Below are 25069 nucleotides of genomic sequence, written 5' to 3'. Positions count from 1 at the left end.
CAGATAGACCGTGGTGACGGGTTTTGGGGCTGCCGTGCAGCCCAGCGCGAGCAAGCTCGCTCACCACAACAGCCCGGTCGGCACTGTTTATTCAGCGATCAGCCAATGCATCTGCCACCCACCCGGGGTCTGCCCAAGCTTCCTGGACAGCCACGGCAGCAGCTCACGCAGCTGCTTTGCTGAAAATGTTCTGGGAACTGGATTGGCGGCACGGGCGTGACCTGCCCGATCTGAAGCCATCTTGTGGTGACACAAATCCCCTGTGGTGAGCGAGCTTGCTCGGGCTGGGGCGCGCAGCGGCCCCTACAAGGCCGCTGCGGTTTTTCAAGTAGACCGTGGCGACGGGTTTTGGGGCTGCCGTGCAGCCCAGCGCGAGCAAGCTCGCTCACCACAACAGCCCGCTCGTCGCTGTTTATTCAGCGATCAGCCAATCCATCTGCCATCCACCCTGGGTCTGCCCAAGCTTCCTGGACAGCCACGGCAGCAGCTCACGCAGTTCCTCTTCCAAACCCCATGGCGGGTTGGCGATCGCCAGGCCCGAGCCAGTCAGGGTGTTGGGGGTGTCCAGCGGGTGCACCAGCAATTCCACACGCAGCAACTTCGGCGCACCGGTGCCGGCCAGGTCCTGATAGAAACGGCGCAACATGCGTTGATCCTTCACCGGATACCAGATCGCCGCGACGGTCTGGCGCATGCGTCCCACCGCCTCTTTGAGGGATGCCGCGCAGCGTTGCATCTCGTCGAGCTTCTCGAATGGCGGGTCGATGAGCATCAAGGCACGTTTTTCCGGCACCGGCAGCAGGGCTCGCGGCACATGCCAGCCTTCGCCCAGGTGCACCTTCACACGACGATCACCTTTCATGTTGTCCTTGAGCAACACGCCGTCTTCCGGGTGCTTTTCATTGAGCAGCACACGGTCCTGCGCGCGGGTGAGGCGTCGCGCCAGCTCCGGCGAACCGGGGTAGTAGCGCAACTCACCATCCGGGTTCATCTCATGCAGCACGCGCATGTAGTCGGCGGTCAGCGGCGGCAGGTCGCTTTCGCCCCACAGGCGGGCGATGCCTTCCAGGTACTCACCGGTGCGGTTGGCCTGGTCGCCCTGCAGGTCGTACAGACCGATCCCGGCGTGAGTATCGAGGTACGCGAACGGCTGCTCCTTGCGCGACATCAGGGCGATGAGGCGGGTCAAGGTCAGGTGTTTGAAGACATCGGCATGGTTGCCGGCGTGAAAGGCGTGACGATAATTCATGGTTGCTCCTGCGCAGGGGGCGAAGTTTACCTTTTACGCGGGCGTTGGTGCAGTGCGGCGTGCCGGGCGGTGCTTATGCCGAAACGGCGCGCTGGCTTCAACTCAGCTCTGAAGCCAGGTAGTCGGCCAAACCCTGATGGCTGAGAGCCTGGCGGCGCGCGAAGTAAGCGACCTTGTGCTGCAAGGTCGTCGGCATGAACGCGGTGTAGAGGTCGGGGCGTTGTTCTTCGAGCCATTGCAGGAGGTTATCGATCAGGGTTTGCGGCGATTGCTCGGCCAGGTGTTGCAGTAACGGCGCAGGTACTCGCCACCACGGACTCGCTTTGGCGGCAGGGACCGGGCCAGTGGCGACCGCCAGCGACTGCCCATTGATCAAGTAGCGCTGGAACACCGGCAGTATCTCATCGCCCGACTGCTGAAGGATCGGCAGCAATTGAGCGCCATCCCAGAACCGCAAAAACACCTCAATGTCATCCGGCAGGTACACCTTGGTCAGGCCTTGCAGGTGTGCAGTCACCGTTTCCAGCGAGTGGGACGATATGGCCAGCCAACCCCAATCCGTGGAATCAGTGGACGCGGCCCAATCGATAAAAGGGCTGCCCGGCGCGACGATGCCCACATAGGGCATGACCTCATCCCATGTCGCATAGGCCGTTCCGGCCCAGATGGGCTGCAGCGGGGCTCCGGTGGCGAGCGCCCGCCAAGCGTCAAGGGGCTGGGCGTCACTGGCAGTGCTCATGACTGCAAAGATCTGTTCACCAGGAAGCAAAGATTCAAACATTGTCGTAAATCCTTTTAAACATCAGATGAGGCCACACTGGCCGTTCTTGCAGCGCTCGCACTCTTCGCAAAACGGCGCGCTGCGCTTCAGGCTGGCGACTTGCGCCCGACTCAGGGGGGCCGGAATGACGGCCAGCAACGTGTCCTTCAGACCCGGCATCAACGGCGCCACCGCCGGCACAGGCGAGCCACCAAGCTGGATCGGGACGCTGCTGAAAATCCCGCCGGCTGACAGCGTGATCGATTGCCCACCCGCCTGGATCGTGACCGTCGCGCCCGCATCAATGACGATGCTTTGCCCGGCCCCCATCTGGATGGTCTGCCCGGCGCGCACTTGCTGCGAGCCACTCACCACCAGGTGGTCGTCCTGCTTGAGGTCGGTCAAGCGGTTGCCATGGGTGATGCGCTGTTCTTCGCCTTGCAGTTCGTGGTGCGATTCGCCACCCACTTTCACCCTGTGGTCATGCAGCACATGCTGGGTCCAATCCCGTTGGGCGCGCAGGTAGATTTCCTCGGCCCCCTTGCGATCCTCGATGCGCAGCTCGTTGTAGCCACCGCCGCCAGGGGTGCTCTGGCTGCGCAAGATACTGCGGGTCTTGTCCGCTGGCAGGTCGAGAGGTACTTGGGTTGCTGCGTTGGGCAGGCAACCCATCACCAGCGGCATGTCCATGTCGCCATCGACGAAGCCCACCAGCACTTCCATGCCGACGCGCGGGATCAGCACCGAACCATAGCGATCATGTGCCCAACCACTGGCAACCCTCAGCCAGCAGCTGGAATGGTCGTTATGCTCACCGACGCGGTCCCAAGCCAGCTGCACCTTGACCCGACCGTATTCGTCGCAATGGATTTCACTGTCGGCGGGCCCGGTCACCACTGCGTTCTGATAGCCCGATATTTGCGGCCGCGACATGATCAAGGGTGTTCGAAACGGCACGTCCCAAGGCGTTACGACAAATTCATTGCTGTAACCTTGAGGCGACTCATCGCCATACCCTTCAGGAGCGGACTCCTCGAGCACCTGAGACTGATGCCCTGCATGGTGCAACTGGGTGACCAGCCATAAATCATTCCACGCCTGACGAGGATGCCCGGTCATCTTCAGGAACTGCCCGGTGACCAACGCCGGCTGGTCGCTATAGCCACTGGCCTGACGGTAATCGCTGCGGTGACGCTCCAACAGGCGTTGCGCCAGGTACTTGCCGTGCGCACGATCCGTAAAGCGCCCTGGGTAGTATTGTTCGTCCAGAGCGGGGCGCTGCCCACTGGCTGCTGCGCTTTCCAGGGTCAGGTTCGGTTTATTGAAATCGTAGTTCCGAAGGTTCACACCAGTGGTACGGGTCTTTAGCCGCAGGATAAAGCGCTTGATCGCCGGCGCGTCGGCAACCATTCCTGAACCGGGGGAATACGGTGTGCTTTGATCAGGCCGTGCAAACACGCTTTGATCGTCGCCAAACACCAGCAGGTGGCGTTCGGGGCTGTGCTGGAAGTGATAGTGAATGCCCGACTCGACACACAGGCGCTGAATAAACGCCAGATCGGTTTCGCCGAACTGAACACAGTACTCACGCTCGGGATACTTGCCGCTCAGTTGGAACGCAAAAGCATCACTCTGGATAGCCTGGGCCTCCAATACCTGCGCAATGATCTCGGGCACGGCTTTTTTCTGGAAGATCCGCTGATGCGTGCTGTGCTCCAGATAGGCCAACTGCGGTACGAGGGTGATCTGATAACGGGTAAGGCGCCTGCCCGAATCACCTTGCGCCACTCGATATACCTGGCCATGAATACCATGACCATGAGCGTCGAACCCCAGGTACGCCTGGCGGTGTAGCAGGCTCTCAAGGTCCAGATCGCATTGCTCGCTGACCAACTCAAGATCAAAGCGAAAAGGCAGGCTGATAAACTCGTCCCCCCTGAACCCATGGACCTTGAAATCACTGGGCTCCCCATCGAGGGTCAGGGTGAAGGCACTTTGATTGGCAGGAGCGAACATCCGGTGTTTCTCTGCGAGGGGTGGGGGGCCGATTTTGCATCACTGTTCCACCCTGCTGAGCACGGCCAGGATAAATCAGTAAAACCCTACACAGACACGTCAGAATCCTCTTCGGAGCGGCGTAAAACACACGCAAAAAAAGGCCCGCTATCCGTAGGACGCGGGCCTTTCTTTTAACTCATCAGACGCTTAACGTCCGGCGAATTACTTGTTGAGGTTGTAGTCTTTTTCCGCGGCATCAAAACGCTCGACCATACCGGCAGTCGGTGCGCCCATCTTGCTCACGAAGTAGATCGCCAGGCTGGCGAAGATGAAGCCTGGGATGATTTCGTACAGGCCCAGCAATTCGAAGTGCTTCCACACGATCACGGTGATCGCGCCGACCAGGATACCGGCCAGTGCGCCATTGCGCGTCATGTTCTTCCAGATCACCGAGATCAGCACCACAGGACCGAACGCGGCGCCGAAACCTGCCCAGGCGTAGCTCACCAGGCCCAGTACACGGTTGTTCGGGTTGGCGGCCAGGGCGATGGCGACCAGGGCCACCAGCAGCACCATGGCACGGCCGACCCATACCAGTTCCACCTGGGAGGCGGTCTTGCGCAGGAAGGTCTTGTAGAAGTCTTCGGTCAGGGCACTGGAGCACACCAGCAATTGGCAGCTCAGGGTGCTCATCACCGCAGCCAGAATGGCCGACAGCAGCACGCCAGCAATCCATGGGTTGAACAGCAGCTTGGCCAGTTCGATGAACACACGCTCGTGGTTCTCGGTCACCGGACCGGCTACTTCAGGGTGTGCCGAGAAGTAAGCGATACCGAAGAAGCCCACCGCCACGGTGCCGCCCAGGCACAGGATCATCCAGGTCATGGAAATGCGACGCGCCTTGGCAATCGATTTCACCGAGTCCGCCGCCATGAAGCGCGCGAGGATATGCGGTTGGCCGAAGTAACCCAGGCCCCAGCCCATCAGCGAGATGATGCCGATGAAGGTGGTGTTTTTCAGCATGTTGAAGTTGTCAGGGTTCTTGGCTTCGATCGCCAGGAAGGTGGTGTCGACACCACCGGTGGCCAGCAGCACGATGATCGGCGTGAGGATCAGCGCGAAGATCATCAGCGTGGCTTGTACGGTGTCGGTCCAGCTCACCGCCAGGAAACCACCCACGAAGGTGTAGGCAATAGTCGCTGCAGCGCCGGCCCACAGGGCGGTCTCGTAGGACATGCCGAAGGTGCTTTCGAACAGACGTGCGCCAGCGACGATGCCGGACGCGCAGTAGATGGTGAAGAACACCAGGATCACGACGGCGGAGATGATCCGCAGCAGGCCGCTTTTATCTTCGAAACGGCTGGAGAAGTAATCCGGCAGGGTCAGGGCGTCACCGTTGTGCTCGGTCTGTACCCGCAGGCGACCGGCGACGAACAGCCAGTTGAGGTAGGCACCGACGATCAGGCCAATGGCGATCCAGCTTTCCGACAGACCAGACATGTAGATCGCGCCCGGCAGGCCCATCAACAACCAGCCGCTCATATCGGAAGCGCCGGCCGACAAGGCAGTCACCACGCTACCGAGGCTTCGACCGCCCAGGATGTAATCGGAAAGGTTGTTGGTGGAGCGATAGGCCATGAAGCCGATCAGCACCATTGCTGCGATGTAGATCACGAATGTGATCAGGGTTGGATTACTAACGCTCATATGAGTGACGCCCTGGCTTTGTTTTTATGTAGCGGCGGTCTGTCAGACGGCCACCCACTGGAAGTAGGTAGACGTAGCTGCGTGCCGCGCATTTATGACTGACGTTTCCCCAGGAAAGCCGCCAGCCGATGAACCGACCCGTCGAGACGGTTGCACCTTGGGCGCGAATGCTATTCAACAAAGCAAATAAGGTGCAACCAGTTTCTTGAGAATAAGTTGCACCTGGGTGATTTTTGCGGAAAACGCCTCGTTTTTGCTCCTTTTCGGAGCAAGAACAGCCGATCTCAGAAGCAAACGCACCAAGGCAGCGCGGATTCGGTCGAGGGCCGGATTTTTTCCCGATCACGATCGAAAAATTCATGAAGAAAATGGGTTGCACCCGGTTGCACCCCAGCAAGCGCAAAGCTAATCTTGCCGCCAGCTGATGCCACTCGGTAGTGGCACCCATGAGGATAAGAAAATGGCTACGACCACCCTTGGGGTCAAACTTGACGACCCGACCCGCGAGCGCCTCAAGGCTGCCGCGACCTCCATTGATCGCACGCCGCACTGGCTGATCAAGCAGGCGATTTTCAATTACCTGGAGAAACTGGAGGGTGGTGCAACCCTGACCGAACTCAATGGTTTGAGCACTAAGGACGCTGACGACGCTGGCGAAGTCCAGACCGATCACGCCCACCAATGCTTCCTCGAATTCGCCGAGAGCATCCTGCCGCAATCCGTATTGCGCGCCTCGATCACCGCCGCTTACCGCCGCCCGGAGCCGGAAGTGGTACCGATGCTGATCGAGCAGGCCCGCCTGCCGGCGCCGATGGCCGAAGCCACCAACAAGCTGGCGGCCTCGATTGCCGAAAAACTGCGCAATCAGAAAAGCGCTGGCGGCCGTGCCGGGATTGTTCAGGGCCTGCTGCAAGAGTTTTCCCTGTCGTCCCAGGAAGGCGTGGCCCTGATGTGCCTGGCCGAAGCGTTGCTGCGCATCCCGGACAAAGGCACCCGCGACGCGCTGATCCGCGACAAGATCAGCACCGGCAACTGGCAGCCGCACCTGGGCAACAGCCCGTCGCTGTTCGTCAACGCCGCGACCTGGGGCCTGCTGCTGACCGGCAAACTGGTCGCCACCCACAACGAAGCCGGCCTGACCTCGTCCTTGAGCCGCATCATCGGCAAGAGCGGCGAGCCGATGATCCGCAAGGGCGTCGACATGGCCATGCGCCTGATGGGCGAGCAGTTCGTCACCGGCGAAACCATCGCCGAAGCCCTGGCCAACGCGAGCAAGTTCGAAGCCAAGGGGTTCCGCTACTCGTACGACATGCTGGGTGAAGCCGCGCTGACTGAACACGATGCGCAGAAGTACCTGGCCTCGTACGAACAAGCCATTCACTCCATCGGCAAAGCCTCCCACGGTCGTGGGATTTATGAAGGCCCCGGCATTTCCATCAAGCTGTCGGCGCTGCACCCGCGCTACAGCCGCGCGCAGTACGAGCGTGTGATGGACGAGTTGTACCCGCGCCTGTTGTCCCTGACCCTGCTGGCCAAGCAATACGACATCGGCCTGAACATCGACGCCGAAGAAGCCGATCGCCTGGAACTGTCCCTGGACCTGCTCGAACGCCTGTGCTTCGAGCCACAACTGACTGGCTGGAACGGCATCGGTTTCGTGATCCAGGCCTACCAGAAGCGTTGCCCGTATGTGATCGACTACGTCATCGACCTGGCGCGCCGCAGCCGCCACCGCCTGATGATCCGCCTGGTCAAAGGCGCGTACTGGGACAGCGAGATCAAGCGCGCCCAGGTCGAAGGCCTGGAAGGCTACCCGGTGTACACCCGCAAGGTTTACACCGACGTTTCCTACATTGCCTGCGCACGCAAACTGCTGTCGGTGCCGGAAGTCATCTACCCGCAGTTCGCCACGCACAACGCCCACACCCTGTCGGCCATCTACCATATCGCCGGTCAGAACTATTACCCCGGCCAGTACGAGTTCCAATGCCTGCACGGCATGGGTGAACCGCTGTACGAGCAGGTTGTGGGCAAGGTTGCCGATGGCAAGCTGAACCGTCCGTGCCGCGTGTACGCACCGGTCGGTACCCACGAAACACTGCTGGCCTACCTGGTTCGTCGCCTGTTGGAAAACGGCGCCAACACCTCGTTCGTCAACCGCATCGCCGACCAGTCCATCTCGATCCAGGAGCTGGTGGCCGATCCAGTGGCCAGCATCGAGCAAATGGCCACGCTGGAAGGCGGCTTCGGCCTGCCGCACCCGCGCATCCCATTGCCACGCGACCTGTATGGCAGCGACCGCGCCAACTCGGCCGGTATCGACCTGGCCAACGAACACCGCCTGGCCTCGCTGTCCTGCGCCCTGCTGGCCACCGCTCACAACAACTGGAAAGCTGCGCCGATGCTCGGTTGCGCCACCAGCGAGCAACCCGCAACACCGGTACTGAACCCGTCCGACCTGCGTGATGTGGTCGGTCACGTGCAGGAAGCCACCGTCGAAGACGTCGACAACGCCATCCAGTGCGCCATCAGCGCCGGCCCGATCTGGCAGGCCACTCCGCCCGCCGAGCGTGCTGCGATCCTGGAACGTGCCGCCGACCTGATGGAAGGCGAGATCCAGCCGCTGATGGGCCTGCTGGCTCGCGAAGCCGGCAAGACCTTCGCCAACGCCATCGCCGAAGTGCGCGAAGCCGTGGATTTCTTGCGCTACTACGCGGTGCAGGCACGCAACGATTTCACCAATGACGCCCACCGCCCACTGGGCCCGGTCGTCTGCATCAGCCCATGGAACTTCCCGCTGGCGATTTTCAGCGGTCAAGTGGCTGCCGCACTGGCCGCCGGCAACCCAGTATTGGCCAAGCCGGCCGAACAGACTCCACTGGTCGCCGCCCAAGCCGTGCGCATCCTGCTCGAAGCTGGCATTCCCGAAGGCGTGCTGCAACTGCTGCCGGGCCGGGGCGAAACCGTCGGTGCCCGCCTGGTGGGTGATGATCGCGTCAAGGGCGTGATGTTCACCGGCTCCACCGAAGTGGCGCGCCTGCTGCAACGCAATGTCGCCGGCCGCCTGGATGCCCAGGGCCGTCCGATCCCGCTGATCGCCGAAACCGGTGGCCAGAACGCGATGATCGTCGACTCCTCGGCACTCACCGAACAAGTGGTCATCGACGTAGTGTCCTCGGCCTTCGACAGTGCCGGCCAACGCTGCTCGGCCCTGCGTGTACTGTGCCTGCAGGAAGATTCGGCAGACCGTGTCATCGAAATGCTCAAGGGCGCCATGGCGGAATGCCGTCTGGGCAACCCTGAGCGCCTGTCCGTCGACATCGGCCCGGTGATCGACGCCGAAGCCAAGGCCGGCATCGAGAAACACATCCAGGCCATGCGCGACAAAGGCCGCAACGTGTATCAGGTGGCGATTGCCGACGGTGAAGAGATCAAGCGCGGCACCTTCGTGATGCCAACCCTGATCGAGCTGGAAAGCTTCGACGAACTGCAACGCGAAATCTTCGGCCCGGTACTGCACGTGGTGCGCTACAAGCGCAAAGAGATCGACCAGCTCATCGGCCAGATCAACGCCTCCGGCTACGGCCTGACCCTGGGCGTGCACACCCGCATCGACGAGACGATCGCCAAGGTGATCGACAACGTCAACGCCGGTAACGTCTATGTGAACCGCAACATCGTCGGTGCCGTGGTTGGCGTACAACCGTTCGGCGGCGAAGGCCTGTCGGGCACTGGCCCGAAAGCCGGTGGCCCGCTGTACCTGTACCGCCTGCTGTCGACTCGTCCTACGGATGCCATCGAGCAATCCTTCGTACGTGGCGACGCGTTGGCGGCACCGGACGTGCGCCTGCGCGATGCCATGAGCCAACCGCTGACAGCCCTGAAAGCCTGGGCCGACAGCAATCAGTTCAGTGACCTGAGTGCCCTGTGCAGCCAGTTCGCCGCGCAATCGCAAAGCGGTATCACCCGCCAACTGGCCGGCCCGACCGGCGAGCGCAACAGCTACGCCATCTTGCCCCGCGAGCACGTGCTGTGCCTGGCGGACGTAGAAGGCGATCTGCTGACTCAACTGGCGGCAGTACTGGCCGTCGGCGGCTCGGCGGTATGGCCGGAAACTGACCTGACCAAGGCCTTGTTCCCACGCCTGCCGAAGGACATTCAGGCGAAGATCAAGCGCGTGGCCGACTGGACCAAGGACGAGGTGGTATTCGACGCCGTCCTGCACCACGGTGATTCCGATCAATTGCGTGCGGTGTGCCAGCAAGTGGCGCAGCGTGGTGGTGCGATTGTCGGGGTGCACGGCTTGTCCCAAGGCGAGACGGCTATTGCACTGGAGCGTTTGGTGATCGAGCGTGCGTTGAGCGTCAACACCGCGGCGGCAGGTGGTAACGCCAGCCTGATGACCATCGGCTAATTGTAGAAACGCGGTAAACCCTGTGGGAGCTGGCTTGCCTGCGATAGCGGTGGGCCAGCGACAGAGATGTCGACTGGCACTGCCTCATCGCAGGCAAGCCAACTCCCACATTTACTGCTCCCTGCCTCCCATCCGCGTTTTGCCCCTCCATCACCCAGATCAATCTTGCTATCCAGCCTCTATTCGCGCACTTAGACTCAGGCCAATTCCTCCAAAGGTAAGCCGCCATGTCCGAGACGCTGCTCAGTTCCCGCAATCTGGCTTTCGAGCTGTACGAAGTCCTCGATGCCGAGGGCCTGACCCAGCGCGAGCGGTTTGCCGAGCACAATCGCGAAACCTTCGACGCGGCCATCAGCACCGCCCGCAGCATTGCAGAAAAATACTTCGCACCCCACAACCGCAAGAACGACGAAAACGAACCGCGCTATGAAGACGGCAAGGCCATCCTGATTCCGGAAGTGAAACCGGCGGTGGATGCGTTCCTCGAAGCCGGCTTCCTCAACGCGGCACGCAGTTTCGAGGCTGGCGGCATGCAATTGCCCACCCTGCTGTCGCAGGCCTGTTTCGCGCACTTCCAGTCGGCCAACGCCGCGTCCACGTCCTACCCGTTCCTGACCATGGGCGCCGCCAACCTGATCGAAAGCTTCGGTACCGACGATCAGAAACAACGCTTCCTGCAGCCGATGATCGATGGCCGTTTCTTCGGCACCATGGCCCTCACCGAACCCCACGCCGGCTCATCGCTGTCGGATATTCGTACCCGCGCCGAGCCTGCGGCTGACGGCACATATCGGCTCAAGGGCAACAAGATCTTCATTTCCGGCGGCGATCACCCACTGTCGGAAAACATCGTGCACATGGTGTTGGCCAAGCTGCCGGATGCGCCGCCCGGAGTGAAGGGCATTTCGCTGTTTATCGTGCCCAAGTTCCTGGTCAACGACGACGGCAGCCTGGGCGAGCGCAACGACGTGCTGCTGGCGGGGCTGTTCCACAAGATGGGCTGGCGCGGCACCACGTCCACGGCACTGAATTTCGGCGATAACGGCAACTGTGTCGGCTATCTGGTGGGCAAGCCGCACCAAGGCTTGAGCTGCATGTTCCAGATGATGAACGAAGCACGCATCGGCGTCGGCATGGGCGCGGTGATGCTCGGCTACGCCGGCTACCTCTACTCCCTGGAGTACGCCCGCGAACGTCCGCAAGGCCGCCTGCCCGATGGCAAGGACCCTACGACCGCGCCGGTCTCGATCATCCAGCACGCCGACATCAAGCGCATGCTGCTGACGCAAAAAGCCTACGTGGAGGGCGCCTTCGACCTCGGTCTCTACGCCGCACGCCTGTTCGACGACACCACCACCCTGGAAACCGAAGCCGAGCGCAAGCACGCCCACGAACTGCTGGACTTGCTGACGCCCATCGTCAAGTCCTGGCCGTCGGAGTTCTGCCTCAAGGCCAACGAACTGGCGATCCAGATCCTCGGCGGCCACGGTTACACCCGTGAATACCCGGTGGAACAGTACTACCGCGATAACCGCCTGAACCCGATCCATGAAGGCACCCACGGCATTCAGTCCCTGGATCTGCTCGGGCGCAAGCTCGCACAGAATGGCGGCGCGGGCTTGAAGCAACTCATAAGACTGATCGCCGAAACCGGTGCCCGTGCGCAGCAATACCCCAGCCTCACTGCGTTAAGGGAACCGTTGGAACAGTTGGTCAACCGCCTGCAAAGCGTGACGATCGGCCTGCTGACGGATCTCGCCCAAGGCAAGGTCAACAGCAGCCTGGCGAACTCGGCGCTGTACTTGAAGGTGTTCGGGCATACGGTGATTGGCTGGCGCTGGCTGGAACAGGCGATTCGCGCCGAAGAAGGGCTGGCCAAGGGCAATGCGGCCGATGTGGCCTTTTACAATGGCAAGCTCCAGGCGGCCCGGTACTTCCTGACCTGGGAAGTACCGAGCTGCCATCATGAACTGGCGATCCTGGAGGCACGCGATGATACGTGCCTCGGTATGCAGGATGAGTGGTTCTAAGCCCTGATCAAGGCGTTCCGATCGCCTTGGAAATCACATCGACCGTGGCGCTGACTTGCTCTTGGTAACGGTCGAGTTCCTGCTGGTGAGCCTGTTGCATTTCGATCTGCTCGGCGCACAGGTTCAGCGCCGCCAGCACCAGTAATTTGTCACCGATCAGGGTCGGGTACTTTTTCTTGGTGGTGGCAAGGGACGCCTTGAGCAGGGTCACGGCGTGCATCAGGGTTTTTTCTTCCCCGGCCGGTGCCTTGATCGAGTAATCCTCTCCGAGAATCGAAACGACCTTTATCCCTTCACTCATGCGCTGACAGGCCCTGCGCTCACACGCTCAACCAGCGCCTGGATACGGGCGGCGGTGGCGCCGTGCTTCTCTTCCTGCTCCATCAGGTTCAGTTGCAGGCTGTCGTTCTCATCCTTGGCACGCGCCAGTTCGGCCTTGAGGGATTCGTTGCTGCCCAGCAGTTCCTGATTCTGCTGTACCAAGTCGCTGACCAGTTGTTCCAGTTGGCTGAGGGATGCTTCTAACATTTTGATTTCTCGGGCTTTTTCAAAGGGCGGTGACGATAAAGAAAAATCACCTCGGATGCCAGGGTTATCCCTGGCGCGCAGCCCGATATTCAAGGGCCGGGCCGCACTGTCGAGCCTTAGTGACTGCATTTACCCGATCTGGTTCCTGAATCGGCCAACCCCCCTCGTCAGATGCGACAAAAACGCACAGCCCCCTTTAGACTTTAGTCGTACGTCCGATAGAGAGGGACACCCCGTCTCATGGCCGCACGGATCGCGCTCTCCCCCAGGATTCCCGCATGTCGCTTCGTAATATGAATATCGCTCCGAGGGCCTTCCTCGGCTTTGCGTTGATTGGCGCGTTGATGCTGTTTCTCGGCGTGTTCGCCCTGAACCAAATGAGCAAGATCCGTGGTGCCACCGAAGACATCACCTTGTCCAGTGTGCCGAGCATTCGCGCCCTCGATGAATTCACCCAACTGACCCTGCGTCTGCGGGTGCTGTCGTACCGCCTGCTGACCAACCGTGAACCGGAGGTCCAGCAAAAAACCCTGGAAGCCTTTGAACTGCGCAACCAGCAGATCCGCACCGCCCAGGGCATTTACGAAAAGCTGATCGACAGCAGCGAAGAGCGTGCGGCCTACGACGACTACGTGCGCCTGCTCGGCCAGTACCATCAGATCGAAGAGCGCATGAAGAGCCTCTCGCGCGACAACCAGATCGAAGCGCTGCGCACCCTGCTCAACACCGAGCTGCTGAGCAACTCCGATCAGGTCAACGCGGTACTCAACCGCCTGCTGGACATCAACAACAAGATGGCCCTGGCCACCAACCAGCAAGCCGAAGACCAGTACAACCTGGCCTTTGACCTGGTGGTGGGCCTGCTGGTGATCGCCACGGCGCTGACCATGCTGTTCGCCTGGCTGCTGACCCGCAGCATCACCCTGCCCATCGCCCAGGCGCTGGAAGCCGCCGAAGAAGTGGCCGAGGGCAACCTGACCCGCCCGATCAAGGTCGACGGCAACGACGAAGCCGGACGCCTGCTGGCGGCCATGGCCAAGATGCAGGACAAACTGCGCGACACCCTGCAACGTATCGCCGGCTCGGCGACCCAGTTGGCGTCGGCGGCGGAGGAACTGAACGCCGTGACTGACGAAAGCGCCCGCGGCCTGACCCAGCAAAACAACGAAATCGAACAAGCCGCCACCGCGGTGAACGAGATGACCAGCGCCGTCGAAGAAGTCGCGCGCAATGCGGTCAGCACCTCCGAAGCTTCGCGCAACGCCACCACTTCCGCCGGTGATGGCCGGGATCTGGTGCAGGAAACCGTCAGCGCCATCGAACGCATGAGCGGCGACGTGCAAGCCACCGCCACCCTGATCGGCGACCTGGCCAATGAATCGCGTGATATCGGCAAGGTGCTCGACGTGATCCGCGGCCTGGCCGACCAGACCAACCTGCTGGCCCTGAACGCCGCCATCGAAGCGGCGCGCGCCGGTGAGGCCGGCCGCGGCTTTGCGGTGGTGGCCGATGAAGTGCGGGCCCTGGCCCATCGTACCCAGCAGTCGACCAGCGAGATCGAGCGGATGATCGGCAGCATCCAGGCCGGCACCGAGCATGCAGTGGATTCGATGCGTAACAGTACGGAACGCGCCGAATCGACGCTGAACATCGCCAAAGGTGCCGGGATGTCGTTGGATACCATCAACACCGCGATCGTCGAGATCAACGAACGCAACCTGGTGATCGCCAGCGCGGCGGAAGAGCAGGCCCAAGTGGCACGGGAAGTTGACCGCAACCTGGTGAACATTCGCGACCTGTCGGTGCAATCGGCCACGGGCGCCAGCCAGACCAGTGCGGCGAGCAGCGAGCTGTCGCGCCTGGCGGTGGACTTGAATGGGATGGTGGGCCGCTTCCGCCTCTAACTGACACGCCCCACCCGGTAGGAGCCGGCTTGCCGGCGATGGCTGCATACCTGACACACCGCGCCGCCTGAATCGCCGGCAAGCCGGCTCCTACAGGATTTCCCCAACACAGGGCGTCCCCCACAAAAGCTTTTTGACAGCGCAGCAATTCAACAGGTTAGAATCGCTGGCACGCAGACTGCATGGTCAGTTTGCGCCCCGTCTTGTTTGCTCATGGAGTACTGCCTTTGAATGCGACGACCATCAACAGCCTGTTCTTGATCGGCGCGTTGCTGGTGAGTGCGAGCATTCTGGTGAGTTCTCTTTCGTCCCGCCTGGGCATCCCGATCCTGGTGATCATCCTGGCCGTGGGCATGGTCGCCGGCGTCGACGGCGGTGGCATCATCTTCGACAACTACCCGACCGCCTACCTGGTGGGCAACCTCGCCCTGGCCGTGATCCTGCTCGATGGTGGCTTGCGCACCCGGGTGGCGAGTTTCCGCGTGGCACTCTGGCCGGCGTTGTCGCTGGCCACGGTGGGGGTGTTGATTACCACCGGCCTCACCGGCATGGCGGCGGCCTGGCTGTTTGACCTCAACATCGTCCAGGGCCTGTTGATCGGCGCCATCGTCGGCTCGACGGACGCCGCGGCAGTATTCTCGCTGCTCGGCGGCAAGGGCCTGAACGAACGGGTCACCGCCAGCCTGGAAATCGAATCCGGCAGCAACGACCCGATGGCGGTGTTCCTCACCGTCACCTTGATCGACATGCTCGCCAGCGGCCAGACCGGCCTGCACTGGAGCCTGCTGACGCACCTGGTGCGCGAATTCGGCATCGGCGGCGTGGTTGGCCTGGGCGGCGGCTGGTTGATGCTGCAGATGGTCAACCGCATCAACCTGGCCACCGGCCTGTACCCGATCCTGGTGATCGCCGGCGGTCTGTTCGTGTTTGCCCTGACCAACGCCCTGCACGGCAGCGGCTTCCTCGCCGTGTACCTGTGCGGCCTGGTGATCGGCAACCGCCCGGTGCGCAGCCGTCATGGCATTTTGCATATGCTCGACGGCATGGCCTGGCTGGCACAGATCGGCATGTTCCTGGTGCTGGGCCTGCTGGTCACGCCCCATGACTTGCTGCCCATCGCCCTGCCGGCCCTGGGCCTGGCGCTGTGGATGATCCTGTTTGCGCGGCCGTTGTCGGTAATGGTCGGCCTGCTGCCGTTCAAGGCATTCCACGGCCGCGAAAAAGCCTTTATCGCCTGGGTCGGCCTGCGGGGCGCGGTGCCGATCATCCTGGCGGTGTTCCCGCTGATGGCCGGACTGCCCCATGCGCAGCTGTACTTCAACCTGGCGTTCTTTATCGTGCTGGTGTCGCTGCTGGTGCAGGGCACGAGCCTGCCGTGGGTGGCCAAGCTGCTCAAGGTCACCGTACCACCGGACCCGGCGCCGATTTCCCGTGCGGCCCTGGAAGTCCACGTCACCAGCGAGTGGGAGCTGTTCGTCTACCGCCTGGGCGCGGAAAAATGGTGCATCGGTGCCGCCCTGCGCGAGCTGAAAATGCCCGAAGGTACGCGGATTGCCGCGCTGTTCCGTGGCCAGCAACTGCTCCATCCGTCGGGTAGTACGGTGCTGGAAGTCGGCGATTTGCTCTGCGTGATCGGCCATGAACACAACCTGCCGGCGCTGGGCAAACTGTTCAGCCAGGCGCCGCAACGCGGCCTCGACCTGCGCTTCTTCGGCGACTTCGTGCTGGAAGGCGACGCCCAGCTGGGTGCGGTTTCCGCCCTGTACGGCCTGAAGCTGGAGGGCATCGACCCGGACATGCCACTGAGCAGCTTCATCACTCAGAAAGTCGGCGGCGCCCCCATCGTCGGCGACCAGGTGGAGTGGAACAACACCATCTGGACCGTCGCGGTCATGGACGGGAACAAGATCGGCAAAGTGGGCGTCAGATTCCCCGAAGGAAGTCGCCCGGGTCCCGGACTCTTCCTCTAAACTGCGGGGCGACGACGCCCCCGATTCTTCACCTTGCAAGACCGGTCTCTATGCCTACCCTGCGCACGTTCCTCGCCACTGCCCTGCTGGGCCTGACCCTTTGTGTCGGCACCGTTCACGCGGCCGACCCGCCCAGCGCCGACGCCATCCAGCAAACCCTGGACAAGCTGCCCGACCGCAAGCTGCCCGACGCCGACATGAAGGCGCTGCAGACCATCCTGCAACAGACCCTGACGTACCTGGGCAACAAGCAGGATTACGAGCAGCGCCTGGTCGACCTCAAGCGCCAGTTGGAAGACGCGCCGCGCCAGACCGGCGACAACCAGCGCGAGCTGACCCGGCTCAAGGCCACCAAAATCATCCCGGTCGCCCAGCGCTACGCCACCCTGCCGGTGCCGCAGCTTGAGCAGTTGCTGGTGCAGCGCACCACCCAGCAAGGTGACCTGCAAAAAGAACTGGCCGACGCCAACAGCCTGTCCATCGCCGCCCAGACCCGCCCCGAGCGCGCCCAGACCGAAATCAGCAGCAGCCAGACGCGCATCCTGCAGATCAATTCGATCCTCAAGGCCGGCAAGGACAACGGTAAAACCCTCAGCGGCGACCAGCGCAACCAGCTCAACGCCGAGCTCGCGGCCCTCAACGCGCTGATCCCCCTGCGCCGCCAGGAACTGGCCGGCAACAGCCAACTGCAAGACCTGGGCAACAGCCAGCACGACCTGGTGATGGAAAAAACCGCGCGCCTGGAACAAGAGATCCAGGACCTGCAGACCCTGATCAATCAGAAGCGCCTGGCCCAGTCCCAGCAGACCGTGACCCAACAGTCCATCGAAGCGCAAAAGGCCGGCGGCAGCAGCCTGCTGGCCACGGAAAGCGCGGCGAACCTGAAGCTGTCCGACTACCTGCTCAAAAGTACCGACCGCCTCAACGACCTGACCCAGAAAAACCTGCAGACCAAGCAGCAGCTCGACACCGTGACCCAGAGCGATTCGGCCCTGGACGAGCAAATCAACGTGCTCAAAGGCAGCCTGCTGCTGTCCAAGATTCTCTACAAACAGAAGCAGGCCCTGCCGCGCCTGACAGTGGACCGCGACCTGGCGGACGATATCGCCAACATTCGCCTGTACCAGTTCGAGGTCAACCAGCAGCGCGAGCTGATCAGTTCGCCAAGCACTTATGTGGATAACTTGCTGGCGAACCAGTCGCCGGAAGATGTCACCCCGCAACTGCGCCGCACCCTGCTGGAACTGGCGATCACCCGCAGCGACCTGCTGGAACGCCTGAGCCGCGAGCTGAGCGCGCTGCTCAACGAATCCATCACCCTGCAACTGAACCAGAAACAACTGCTCAGCACCGCCACGACCCTGCGGGCGACGCTGGACGAGCAGATGTTCTGGATCCCCAGCAACAAACCGCTGGATACCGAGTGGCTGGAAACGGTGCCGGCGCACCTGAGCAAGCAAGTCGCCACCCTGCCCTGGGCCTCCAGCGTCAGCGAACTGTATGACGGCCTGACCCAGCGCCCACTGCTGTTCCTGCCACTGCTGCTGTTGATCGGTGCACTGCTGTGGCGCCGCAAGAACCTGTACCAGCGCCTGAACAAGGTCCACCTGGACATCGGCCACTTCAAGCGCGACAGCCAGTGGCACACGCCGCAGGCCATCCTGATCAATATCCTGCTGGCGATGCCGGTATCCCTGGGCCTGGCACTGTGCGGCTACGCGCTGCAAATCGACGCCCGTGGGCAAAACGCCAACCTGGGCGCTGCGCTCTTGCAGATCGCCCAGGCGTGGCTGGTGTTCTACACCGCCTACCGCATCCTGGCGCCGGGCGGCGTGGCCGAACTGCACTTCCGTTGGGAAAAGCCCCAGGTCGAATTCCTGCAAGGCTGGGTGCGCAAGCTCGGGCTGGTGGTGCTCGCGCTGGTGGCCGTGGTAGCGATTGCCGAGCACCAACCGGCAGCACTCGCCGACGACGTGCTGGGCATCGGCGTGGTACTGACCTGCTACGCGCTGATGGCCTGGCTGCTGGGCCGCTTGCTGTTGCACAGCCCCACCCATGAAAAAGCCTCGCTGTTCCGCAAGGCCGTGGGCCTGCTGTTCACCGCGCTGCCCATTGCGTTGTTTATCGCCGTGTGCTTCGGCTACTACTACACCGCGCTCAAGCTCAGCGACCGGTTGATCAATACCCTGTACCTGCTGATGTTCTGGCTGGTGATCGAAGCCACCTTCGTTCGCGGCCTGGGCGTTGCCGCCCGGCGCCTGGCCTATGCGCGCGCCCTGGCCAAACGCCAGGCCGCCAAGGAAGCCGGCGACGGTGAAGCGGTGATCGAAGAACCGACCCTGGACATCGAACAGGTCAACGAACAGTCCATGCGCCTGATTCGCCTGGCTCTGCTTGGCGGCTTTATCGCCGCACTGTACTGGGTGTGGTCGGACCTGATCTCGGTGTTTTCCTACCTGGACAACGTCACGCTGTACGAATACACCAGCGGCACCGGCGCCAATATCAGCATGGTGCCCATCAGCATCGGCGACTTGCTCGGCGCGCTGATCATCATCGGCATTACCTTCGCGCTGGCGCGCAACCTGCCGGGCTTGCTCGAAGTGCTGGTGCTGTCCAAGCTGGACCTGGCACAAGGCAGCGCCTATGCCACCACTACGTTGCTGTCCTACATCATTGCCGGTGTCGGCTTCGTGTCGACCCTGTCCACGCTGGGCGTGAGCTGGGACAAGTTGCAATGGCTGGTGGCGGCGCTGTCGGTGGGCCTGGGCTTCGGCATGCAGGAGATCTTCGCCAACTTCATCTCCGGCATCATGATCCTGTTCGAGCGTCCAGTGCGCATCGGTGACACCATCACCATCGGCAACCTGTCGGGTACAGTGAGCAAGATCCGCATCCGCGCCACCACGATCACCGACTTTGATCGCAAGGACATCATTGTCCCGAACAAGACCTTCATCACCGGGCAACTGATCAACTGGTCGCTGACCGACACCATCACCCGCGTCACGCTGAAGCTGGGTGTGGACTACGGCTCCGACCTGGACCGCGTGAAGGAATTGCTGCTCAAGGCCGCCCGCGACAACCCACGTGTGCTCAAGGAGCCAGAGCCGCATGTGTACTTCCTCAACTTCGGCGAAAGCACCCTCGACCATGAGTTGCGCATGCACGTGCGCGACCTCGGCGACCGCAACCCGGTAATCGACGAAGTGAACCGCTTTATCAATCGCGAGTTCAAGAAAGAGCACATCAACATCTCGTTCCGCCAGATGGAGGTCTACCTCAAGAACCTTCACGGCCAGGAATACAAATTGGTGGAGGTCGACACCCCGGCCAAGCCCGCCAACGACGGCGGTGTGCAGGAACCGCCGCCGAGCAAACTCGACTAACCGCGCTATCCCCAGCAGAATGCTCGGACATTCTGCTGGAGATGGCCGGTGAAAGCCCTCGACGAACTGACCTTCGACAACCGCTTCGCACGCCTGGGCGACGCGTTCTCGACCCACGTATTGCCTGAGCCCCTCGACGCACCGCGCCTGGTCGTGGCGAGCACGGCCGCCATGGCCCTGCTCGACCTTGACCCTGCCGTTGCCGAAACACCGGTGTTCGCCGAGCTGTTCGGCGGCCACAAGCTGTGGGCCGAGGCGGAACCCCGGGCGATGGTCTATTCCGGGCATCAGTTCGGCGGCTACACCCCGCAACTGGGTGACGGCCGTGGCTTGTTGCTGGGCGAGGTGTACAACGAAGCGGGCGAGCATTGGGACCTGCACCTCAAGGGCGCCGGGATGACGCCTTACTCACGCATGGGCGATGGGCGGGCCGTGCTGCGCTCCTCAATCCGCGAGTTTCTGGCCTCCGAAGCGTTGCACGCGCTGGGCATTCCGAGCAGCCGTGCCTTGTGCGTGATCGGCTCCGACACCCCGGTGTGGCGTGAGAAGCAGGAACGTGGCGCGATGGTGTTGCGCATGGCGCACAGCCATATCCGCTTCGGCCATTTCGAGTACTTCTACTACACCAAGAAACCCGAGCAGCAGGCCGAGCTGGCCGAGCACGTGCTGAACCTGCACTACCCCGAGTGCCGCGAACAGCCGGAACCCTACCTGGCGATGTTCCGCGAAATCGTCGAGCGCAATGCCGAACTGATCGCCAAGTGGCAGGCTTATGGCTTCTGCCACGGCGTGATGAACACCGACAATATGTCGATCCTGGGCATCACCTTCGACTTCGGACCGTTCGCGTTCCTGGATGACTTTGACGCGCACTTCATCTGCAACCACTCGGACCATGAAGGGCGTTACTCCTTCAGTAATCAGGTGCCAATCGGCCAGTGGAACCTCAGCGCCCTGGCGCAGGCGTTGACGCCGTTCATCAGCGTCGATGCCTTGAAGGAAGCACTCGGCCTGTACTTGCCGCTGTACCAGGCCAATTACCTGGACCTGATGCGCCGCCGCCTCGGGCTGACCACCGCCGAAGACGATGACCAGAAGCTGGTGGAGCGGCTATTGAAGCTGATGCAGAACAGCGGCGTGGATTACACCCTGTTCTTCCGCCGCCTGGGGGATGAGTCGGCGGCGCTGGCGGTGACGCGGCTGCGGGATGACTTCGTCGACCTGGCCGGGTTTGATGCCTGGGCCGAGCAGTACAAGGCGCGTGTTGCACGGGATGGTGACTACAGCGAGGAACAGCGCCGTGCGCGGATGCATGCGGTGAACCCGCTGTATATCCTGCGCAACTACCTGGCGCAGAACGCCATCGTTGCCGCCGAATCCGGGGATTACAGCGAGGTGCGGCGGTTGCATGAGGTGCTTTCCAAACCGTTTGAGGAGCAAGCGGGGATGGAGCAATACGCACAGCGGCCGCCGGATTGGGGGAAGCATCTGGAGATTAGTTGTTCGTCGTAGGCGCTACGTTTGTAGTGAGCGGGCTTGTCCCGCGCTGGGGGGCGAAGCCGACCTAAATCCAGGCAACTCGGTCTTTCTGAAACACCGCGGCGTCCTTGTTGGGCCGGCTTCGCCACCCAGCGCGGGACAAGCCCGCTCACCACAACCTTGATAACTATCCGCCCTAGCTCCACATAGAACCTATTGGTCATTCCAGGAGCCCACCATGTCCGAACCTCTCGTAATCCCCTGCCCCCACTGCAACGGCCTCAACCGCATCCCCGGCGAACGCCTGGGTGATGCGCCCAAATGCGGGCGCTGCAAGCAGCCGGTTTTGTTGAACACGCCGTTTGAGCTGAAGCAAGGCGACTACGCCAGCCAGATCAAAGGCGACCTGCCGTTGCTGGTGGATGTGTGGGCCGACTGGTGTGGGCCGTGTAAATCATTCGCGCCGGTGTTTGAGCAGGCGGCCGGACAGTTGGAGGGCAAGTGCCGGTTGGCCAAGCTGGACAGCGAGGCCAATCAGCAGTTGTCGGCACAGTTGGGGATTCGTTCGATTCCCAGTTTGATTCTGTTCAAGAACGGCCGCGAAGTGGCTCGCCAGAGTGGGGCGTTTCCGTTGCCGCAGTTGATGGCGTGGCTCCGCAGCCAGGGCATTTGACACCCGACCTGTAGGAGCCGGCTTGCCGGCGATGGCGTTCTTGAGGGCACCATCGCCGGCAAGCCGGCTCCTACATACAGTGAAATGATGTAGGTCAGGCGTTTTCCAGCAGGTTATGCAAGTCCACAAACTGCTGCGTCAGCTTGTGCCGTGGGTCCAGGTGGATCAGTGGCTTGCTCTCCTGGTGCGACTCGCGCATGCGCACCGAGCTGGCCAGGTACACCGGTAATACCGGCAGGCCCTCGGCAATCAACTCATCGAGCATCTGCTGTGGCAGGCTCGCCCGGGCCTGGAACTGGTTGACCACGATGCCTTCCACCTCAAGGCCTTCGTTGTGGTCTTCCTTCAATTCTTCGATCTCAGCCAGCAGGCCATACAACGCCTGGCGCGAGAAGCTGTCGCAATCGAAAGGAATCAGCACGCGATCAGCGGCAATCAGCGCCGAAACCGCGTAGAAATTCAACGCCGGCGGCGTATCCAGGTAAATCCGGTCGTAATCCTCACTCAGCTCATCCAGCAGCTTTCGCAGCTTGTTGATCTTGTGCTTGGCCTCGAGCTTGGGCTGCAAGTCCGCCAATTCCGCGGTGGCGGTGATCACGTGCAGGTTGTCGAAGGGCGTTTCGTAGATATCCACCCGGTTTTTCTTCGAGAACGGCCCGGAAGACAGGGTCTGCTTGAAGAACTCGGCAATGCCCATCGGTATATCGTCGCCGGTCAACCCGGTGAGGTATTGGGTTGAGTTGGCTTGCGCATCGAGGTCCACCAACAGGGTTCGATAGCCTTCGCTGGCGCTGACTGCCGCCAGGTTGCAGGCGATGCTGGACTTGCCCACGCCGCCTTTCTGATTGAACACCACGCGCCGCATGGAAAAACCTCCGTGTATCAATGAATGTCCGAGTGTAGAGGGCAAAAGCGCCTGTTAGCTACCTCGTTCATCCATGCATTGCTGCATCAGGCGTCATCGGTGGCCTGGCGGCCATGGGCAGCCGACAGATTAAAAAGAAGGGTCCGACAATCCATCCGAGCCCCCAGTAAAGGACAATCTGTAAATTCTTCCGACTAATTTGTAATCGCCCGTGCACAATTCTTTACCAAAGTTTGCTAGAACCCCACGGCACCGGGATAATGCGCGCCATTCGGCTGTTGCTCCCCGTCCCGGTATTCGGGACCAAACACCGCACATGGAAGCCCGCAGGGGCGGGATAACTTCTCAGTGATCAACTTCAACATCGCCAAATGGCGCGCCTGGGCCCCTGGGCTGGAAAGTGCGGACGACTGGCACGCCTGGTGCCAGGCCCCGGTGTTGCTGCCCGCAAGCGAAGCCTCTCCCGACGTGTCATTCCTGCCGGCCATGCAGCGTCGCCGCCTGAGCCGCCTGGCGCGCATGGCGTTCAGCGTCGGCTGGCCACTGGCCGAGGGCCTGCAGGACCTGCCGCTGGTGTTCATTTCCCGGCATGGCGAGACCCCGCGCACCCTCGACATCCTCAGCGACCTGGCCAACGACCAGCCGCTGTCGCCGACCCAGTTCAGCCTGTCGGTGCACAATGCGGTGATTGGCCTGTGGTCGATCCTGCGCAATGAAACCAGCGAAATGACCGCCCTCGCCGCCGCCGGCGACGGCCTGGAACACGGCATGCTCGAAGCCGCCGCGCTGCTCGACGAAGGCGCCCCGGCGGTGCTGCTGGTGATTACCGAGGAGCAGCCGCCCGAGGCCTACGCCAGCTGGATCGTTGATGTGCCGTTCCCCTACGCCCTCGGCCTGTTGCTGACACCCGGAGACGAGTGGCAACTGGAACTGGACAGCGGAGCTGTCCAACCCACTCAAACCCAGTGGCCCCACGCCCTGAACCTGCTGCGCACCCTGCTCACCGAACAGGTCGCCTGCCAACATGCCTGGAAGAACCGCGTATGGAACTGGCAACGCAAGCCGTGAACGACAAGCCACGGGACGCCTACTACTGGCGCCTGTTCGCCACCGCCGCCAGCTTCTTCCTGTTCGGCATCGGCGGGCTGTGCCTGCGTTTGCTGGTATTTCCACTGCTCAGTTGCCTGCCAGGCAGCGCAGAAAAACACCAGCGCCGTGTCCGCCACACCATCAGCAGACTGTTCTGGTTCTTTATCCGCCTGATGCAGCGCGGCGGCGTGCTGACCTACAGCGTGGAGGGCGCCGAAAACCTCGGGCGCCCGGGCCAGATGATCATCGCCAACCACCCGTCGCTGATCGACGTGGTGTTCCTGATCGGCCTGATGCGCCAGACCAACTGCGTGGTCAAGCAGAGCCTGTTCCAGAACCCGTTCATGCGTGGACCGGTGCGCGACGCCGGCTACATCAGCAATGACGGCAGCGCGGACATGCTCGATGCCGCTGCCGACGCCCTGCGCGCAGGCCAGACCCTGATCATTTTCCCCGAAGGCACCCGCACCACACCCGGCGCAGCACCTGCCTTTCATCGCGGTGGCGCCGCCATTGCGCTGCGGGGTGCGACAATCATCACCCCGGTGGTGATCAAAGTGAGCCCCACCACGCTGACCAAGGCCGAACCCTGGTATCGCATCCCGAACTGCCGCTTTCACTTCAGTTTGCGCGTGGGTGCCGATATAGAACCACAGGCGTTCGCAACACTGGGCCCCGCGCCCCAGGCCTCACGCAAGCTCAACGATCACCTGCATCACTATTTCATTAAGGAGCTCGCCGAAGATGAGCGACCAACACCGCCTTGAGCACGACATAAAGACGCTGATCATCGAGGCCCTGGGCCTGGAAGACATCAGCGTCGACGACATCGGCAGCGAGCAAACCCTGTTCGGCGAAGGCCTCGGCCTGGATTCGGTAGACGCCCTGGAACTGGGCCTGGCGATCCAGAAAAAGTACGGCATCAAGATCGATGCCGACGCCAAGGACACCCGCAATCACTTCACCAACGTGGCCAGCCTTGCGGCGTTCGTCACGGCCAGACAGGCAGCTTGA

General features: G+C 61.9%; 18 protein-coding genes and 1 pseudogene. 11 read left to right on the top strand and 8 right to left on the bottom strand.

The window, feature by feature from the left end; translation table 11 throughout:
- Positions 1–412 precede the first annotated feature (412 nt).
- The 5 genes from BM70_RS0125975 to BM70_RS33405 all read right to left on the bottom strand — a co-directional run bounded on the left by BM70_RS0125975 (position 413) and on the right by BM70_RS33405 (position 6093).
- A complete protein-coding gene (locus BM70_RS0125975; RefSeq protein WP_025858738.1) occupies positions 413–1249 on the bottom strand; it encodes a 23S rRNA (adenine(2030)-N(6))-methyltransferase RlmJ in 837 nt (278 codons plus the stop codon).
- A gap of 97 nt (positions 1250–1346) precedes the next feature.
- Positions 1347–2030, bottom strand: coding sequence for a DUF4123 domain-containing protein (locus tag BM70_RS0125970; RefSeq protein WP_025858737.1), 684 nt, complete (start codon positions 2028–2030; stop codon positions 1347–1349).
- Between the two features lie 21 nt (positions 2031–2051).
- The gene (locus BM70_RS0125965) at positions 2052–4025 is read right to left on the bottom strand and encodes a type VI secretion system tip protein VgrG (RefSeq protein WP_025858736.1); all 1974 of its coding nucleotides are present in this window, start codon (positions 4023–4025) and stop codon (positions 2052–2054) included.
- Between the two features lie 204 nt (positions 4026–4229).
- The gene (putP, locus tag BM70_RS0125960) at positions 4230–5714 is read right to left on the bottom strand and encodes a sodium/proline symporter PutP (protein WP_025858735.1); all 1485 of its coding nucleotides are present in this window, start codon (positions 5712–5714) and stop codon (positions 4230–4232) included.
- Positions 5704–6093: a hypothetical protein gene (locus BM70_RS33405; RefSeq protein ID WP_177326586.1), complete on the bottom strand. Its 390-nt coding sequence runs from the start codon at positions 6091–6093 to the stop codon at positions 5704–5706. Before BM70_RS33405 ends, putP begins: the two co-directional genes overlap by 11 nt.
- 81 nt (positions 6094–6174) lie before the next feature.
- Here BM70_RS33405 and putA point away from each other — a divergent pair, with 81 nt between their 5' ends.
- Together putA and BM70_RS0125950 are read left to right on the top strand one after the other, a co-directional pair.
- Entirely contained in the window at positions 6175–10128 is a 3954-nt protein-coding gene (putA, locus tag BM70_RS0125955) for a trifunctional transcriptional regulator/proline dehydrogenase/L-glutamate gamma-semialdehyde dehydrogenase (RefSeq protein ID WP_025858734.1), read from the top strand.
- Positions 10129–10355: 227 nt separating this feature from the next.
- Positions 10356–12158, top strand: coding sequence for an acyl-CoA dehydrogenase (locus BM70_RS0125950; RefSeq protein ID WP_025858733.1), 1803 nt, complete (start codon positions 10356–10358; stop codon positions 12156–12158).
- A gap of 7 nt (positions 12159–12165) precedes the next feature.
- Here BM70_RS0125950 and BM70_RS0125945 read toward each other — a convergent pair whose 3' ends face one another.
- Together BM70_RS0125945 and BM70_RS0125940 are read right to left on the bottom strand one after the other, a co-directional pair.
- Complete coding sequence (locus BM70_RS0125945; RefSeq protein WP_016977202.1) at positions 12166–12459, bottom strand: cell division protein ZapA; 294 nt, start codon at positions 12457–12459, stop codon at positions 12166–12168.
- Complete coding sequence (locus tag BM70_RS0125940) at positions 12456–12686, bottom strand: hypothetical protein (protein WP_003187970.1); 231 nt, start codon at positions 12684–12686, stop codon at positions 12456–12458. Before BM70_RS0125940 ends, BM70_RS0125945 begins: the two co-directional genes overlap by 4 nt.
- A gap of 278 nt (positions 12687–12964) precedes the next feature.
- Here BM70_RS0125940 and BM70_RS34035 point away from each other — a divergent pair.
- From BM70_RS34035 to trxC, 6 genes and pseudogenes are all read left to right on the top strand, one after another.
- Positions 12965–13687 (top strand): annotated as a pseudogene (locus tag BM70_RS34035) (MCP four helix bundle domain-containing protein); the annotation flags it as partial.
- A gap of 30 nt (positions 13688–13717) precedes the next feature.
- A complete protein-coding gene (locus BM70_RS34030) occupies positions 13718–14590 on the top strand; it encodes a methyl-accepting chemotaxis protein (protein WP_370694346.1) in 873 nt (290 codons plus the stop codon).
- 227 nt (positions 14591–14817) lie between these two features.
- Positions 14818–16560, top strand: a complete 1743-nt coding sequence (locus BM70_RS0125930; protein WP_025858731.1) for a potassium/proton antiporter — start codon at positions 14818–14820, stop codon at positions 16558–16560.
- 50 nt (positions 16561–16610) lie between these two features.
- Entirely contained in the window at positions 16611–19949 is a 3339-nt protein-coding gene (gene mscK / locus BM70_RS0125925; RefSeq protein ID WP_025858730.1) for a mechanosensitive channel MscK, read from the top strand.
- A 48-nt stretch (positions 19950–19997) separates the two neighbouring features.
- Positions 19998–21461 (top strand): protein adenylyltransferase SelO, encoded by a 1464-nt coding sequence (gene selO / locus BM70_RS0125920; RefSeq protein ID WP_025858729.1) that lies wholly within the window; start codon positions 19998–20000, stop codon positions 21459–21461.
- A gap of 205 nt (positions 21462–21666) precedes the next feature.
- Positions 21667–22101: a thioredoxin TrxC gene (trxC, locus tag BM70_RS0125915; protein WP_025858728.1), complete on the top strand. Its 435-nt coding sequence runs from the start codon at positions 21667–21669 to the stop codon at positions 22099–22101.
- Positions 22102–22195: 94 nt separating this feature from the next.
- On the opposite strand, the gene BM70_RS0125910 is transcribed toward trxC, so the two are convergent.
- Positions 22196–22966, bottom strand: a complete 771-nt coding sequence (locus BM70_RS0125910) for a ParA family protein (protein WP_025858727.1) — start codon at positions 22964–22966, stop codon at positions 22196–22198.
- Between the two features lie 348 nt (positions 22967–23314).
- Between BM70_RS0125910 and BM70_RS0125905 the strand changes: the two genes are divergently transcribed.
- From BM70_RS0125905 to BM70_RS0125895, 3 genes are read left to right on the top strand one after another with little or no spacing between them, the layout of a single operon-like run.
- Positions 23315–24034 carry a beta-ketoacyl synthase chain length factor gene (locus tag BM70_RS0125905; protein WP_025858726.1) on the top strand — a complete coding sequence of 240 codons (720 nt, stop codon included), beginning with the start codon at positions 23315–23317 and terminating at the stop codon, positions 24032–24034.
- Complete coding sequence (locus BM70_RS0125900) at positions 24010–24822, top strand: 1-acyl-sn-glycerol-3-phosphate acyltransferase (protein ID WP_025858725.1); 813 nt, start codon at positions 24010–24012, stop codon at positions 24820–24822. The genes BM70_RS0125905 and BM70_RS0125900 overlap by 25 nt, the downstream gene beginning before the upstream one ends.
- On the top strand, positions 24800–25069 hold the full coding sequence (locus BM70_RS0125895) for a phosphopantetheine-binding protein (protein WP_014716603.1): 270 nt from the start codon (positions 24800–24802) through the stop codon (positions 25067–25069). The genes BM70_RS0125900 and BM70_RS0125895 overlap by 23 nt, the downstream gene beginning before the upstream one ends.

This window comes from Pseudomonas sp. CHM02 (assembly GCF_000612585.1).
Lineage (GTDB): Bacteria > Pseudomonadota > Gammaproteobacteria > Pseudomonadales > Pseudomonadaceae > Aquipseudomonas.
This window is presented reverse-complemented; position numbering and strand designations above follow the sequence as displayed.

Excerpts from the sequence above, each read along its gene's own strand:
- BM70_RS0125975 (WP_025858738.1), bottom strand. The coding sequence starts at position 1,249 with ATGAATTATCGTCACGCCTTTCACGCCGGCAACCATGCCGATGTCTTC.
- BM70_RS0125970 (WP_025858737.1), bottom strand. The coding sequence starts at position 2,030 with ATGTTTGAATCTTTGCTTCCTGGTGAACAGATCTTTGCAGTCATGAGC.
- BM70_RS0125965 (WP_025858736.1), bottom strand. The coding sequence starts at position 4,025 with ATGTTCGCTCCTGCCAATCAAAGTGCCTTCACCCTGACCCTCGATGGG.
- putP (WP_025858735.1), bottom strand. The coding sequence starts at position 5,714 with ATGAGCGTTAGTAATCCAACCCTGATCACATTCGTGATCTACATCGCA.
- putA (WP_025858734.1), top strand. The coding sequence starts at position 6,175 with ATGGCTACGACCACCCTTGGGGTCAAACTTGACGACCCGACCCGCGAG.
- BM70_RS0125950 (WP_025858733.1), top strand. The coding sequence starts at position 10,356 with ATGTCCGAGACGCTGCTCAGTTCCCGCAATCTGGCTTTCGAGCTGTAC.
- BM70_RS0125945 (WP_016977202.1), bottom strand. The coding sequence starts at position 12,459 with ATGAGTGAAGGGATAAAGGTCGTTTCGATTCTCGGAGAGGATTACTCG.
- BM70_RS0125940 (WP_003187970.1), bottom strand. The coding sequence starts at position 12,686 with ATGTTAGAAGCATCCCTCAGCCAACTGGAACAACTGGTCAGCGACTTG.
- BM70_RS34030 (WP_370694346.1), top strand. The coding sequence starts at position 13,718 with ATGGCCAAGATGCAGGACAAACTGCGCGACACCCTGCAACGTATCGCC.
- mscK (WP_025858730.1), top strand. The coding sequence starts at position 16,611 with ATGCCTACCCTGCGCACGTTCCTCGCCACTGCCCTGCTGGGCCTGACC.
- trxC (WP_025858728.1), top strand. The coding sequence starts at position 21,667 with ATGTCCGAACCTCTCGTAATCCCCTGCCCCCACTGCAACGGCCTCAAC.
- BM70_RS0125910 (WP_025858727.1), bottom strand. The coding sequence starts at position 22,966 with ATGCGGCGCGTGGTGTTCAATCAGAAAGGCGGCGTGGGCAAGTCCAGC.
- BM70_RS0125900 (WP_025858725.1), top strand. The coding sequence starts at position 24,010 with ATGGAACTGGCAACGCAAGCCGTGAACGACAAGCCACGGGACGCCTAC.
- BM70_RS0125895 (WP_014716603.1), top strand. The coding sequence starts at position 24,800 with ATGAGCGACCAACACCGCCTTGAGCACGACATAAAGACGCTGATCATC.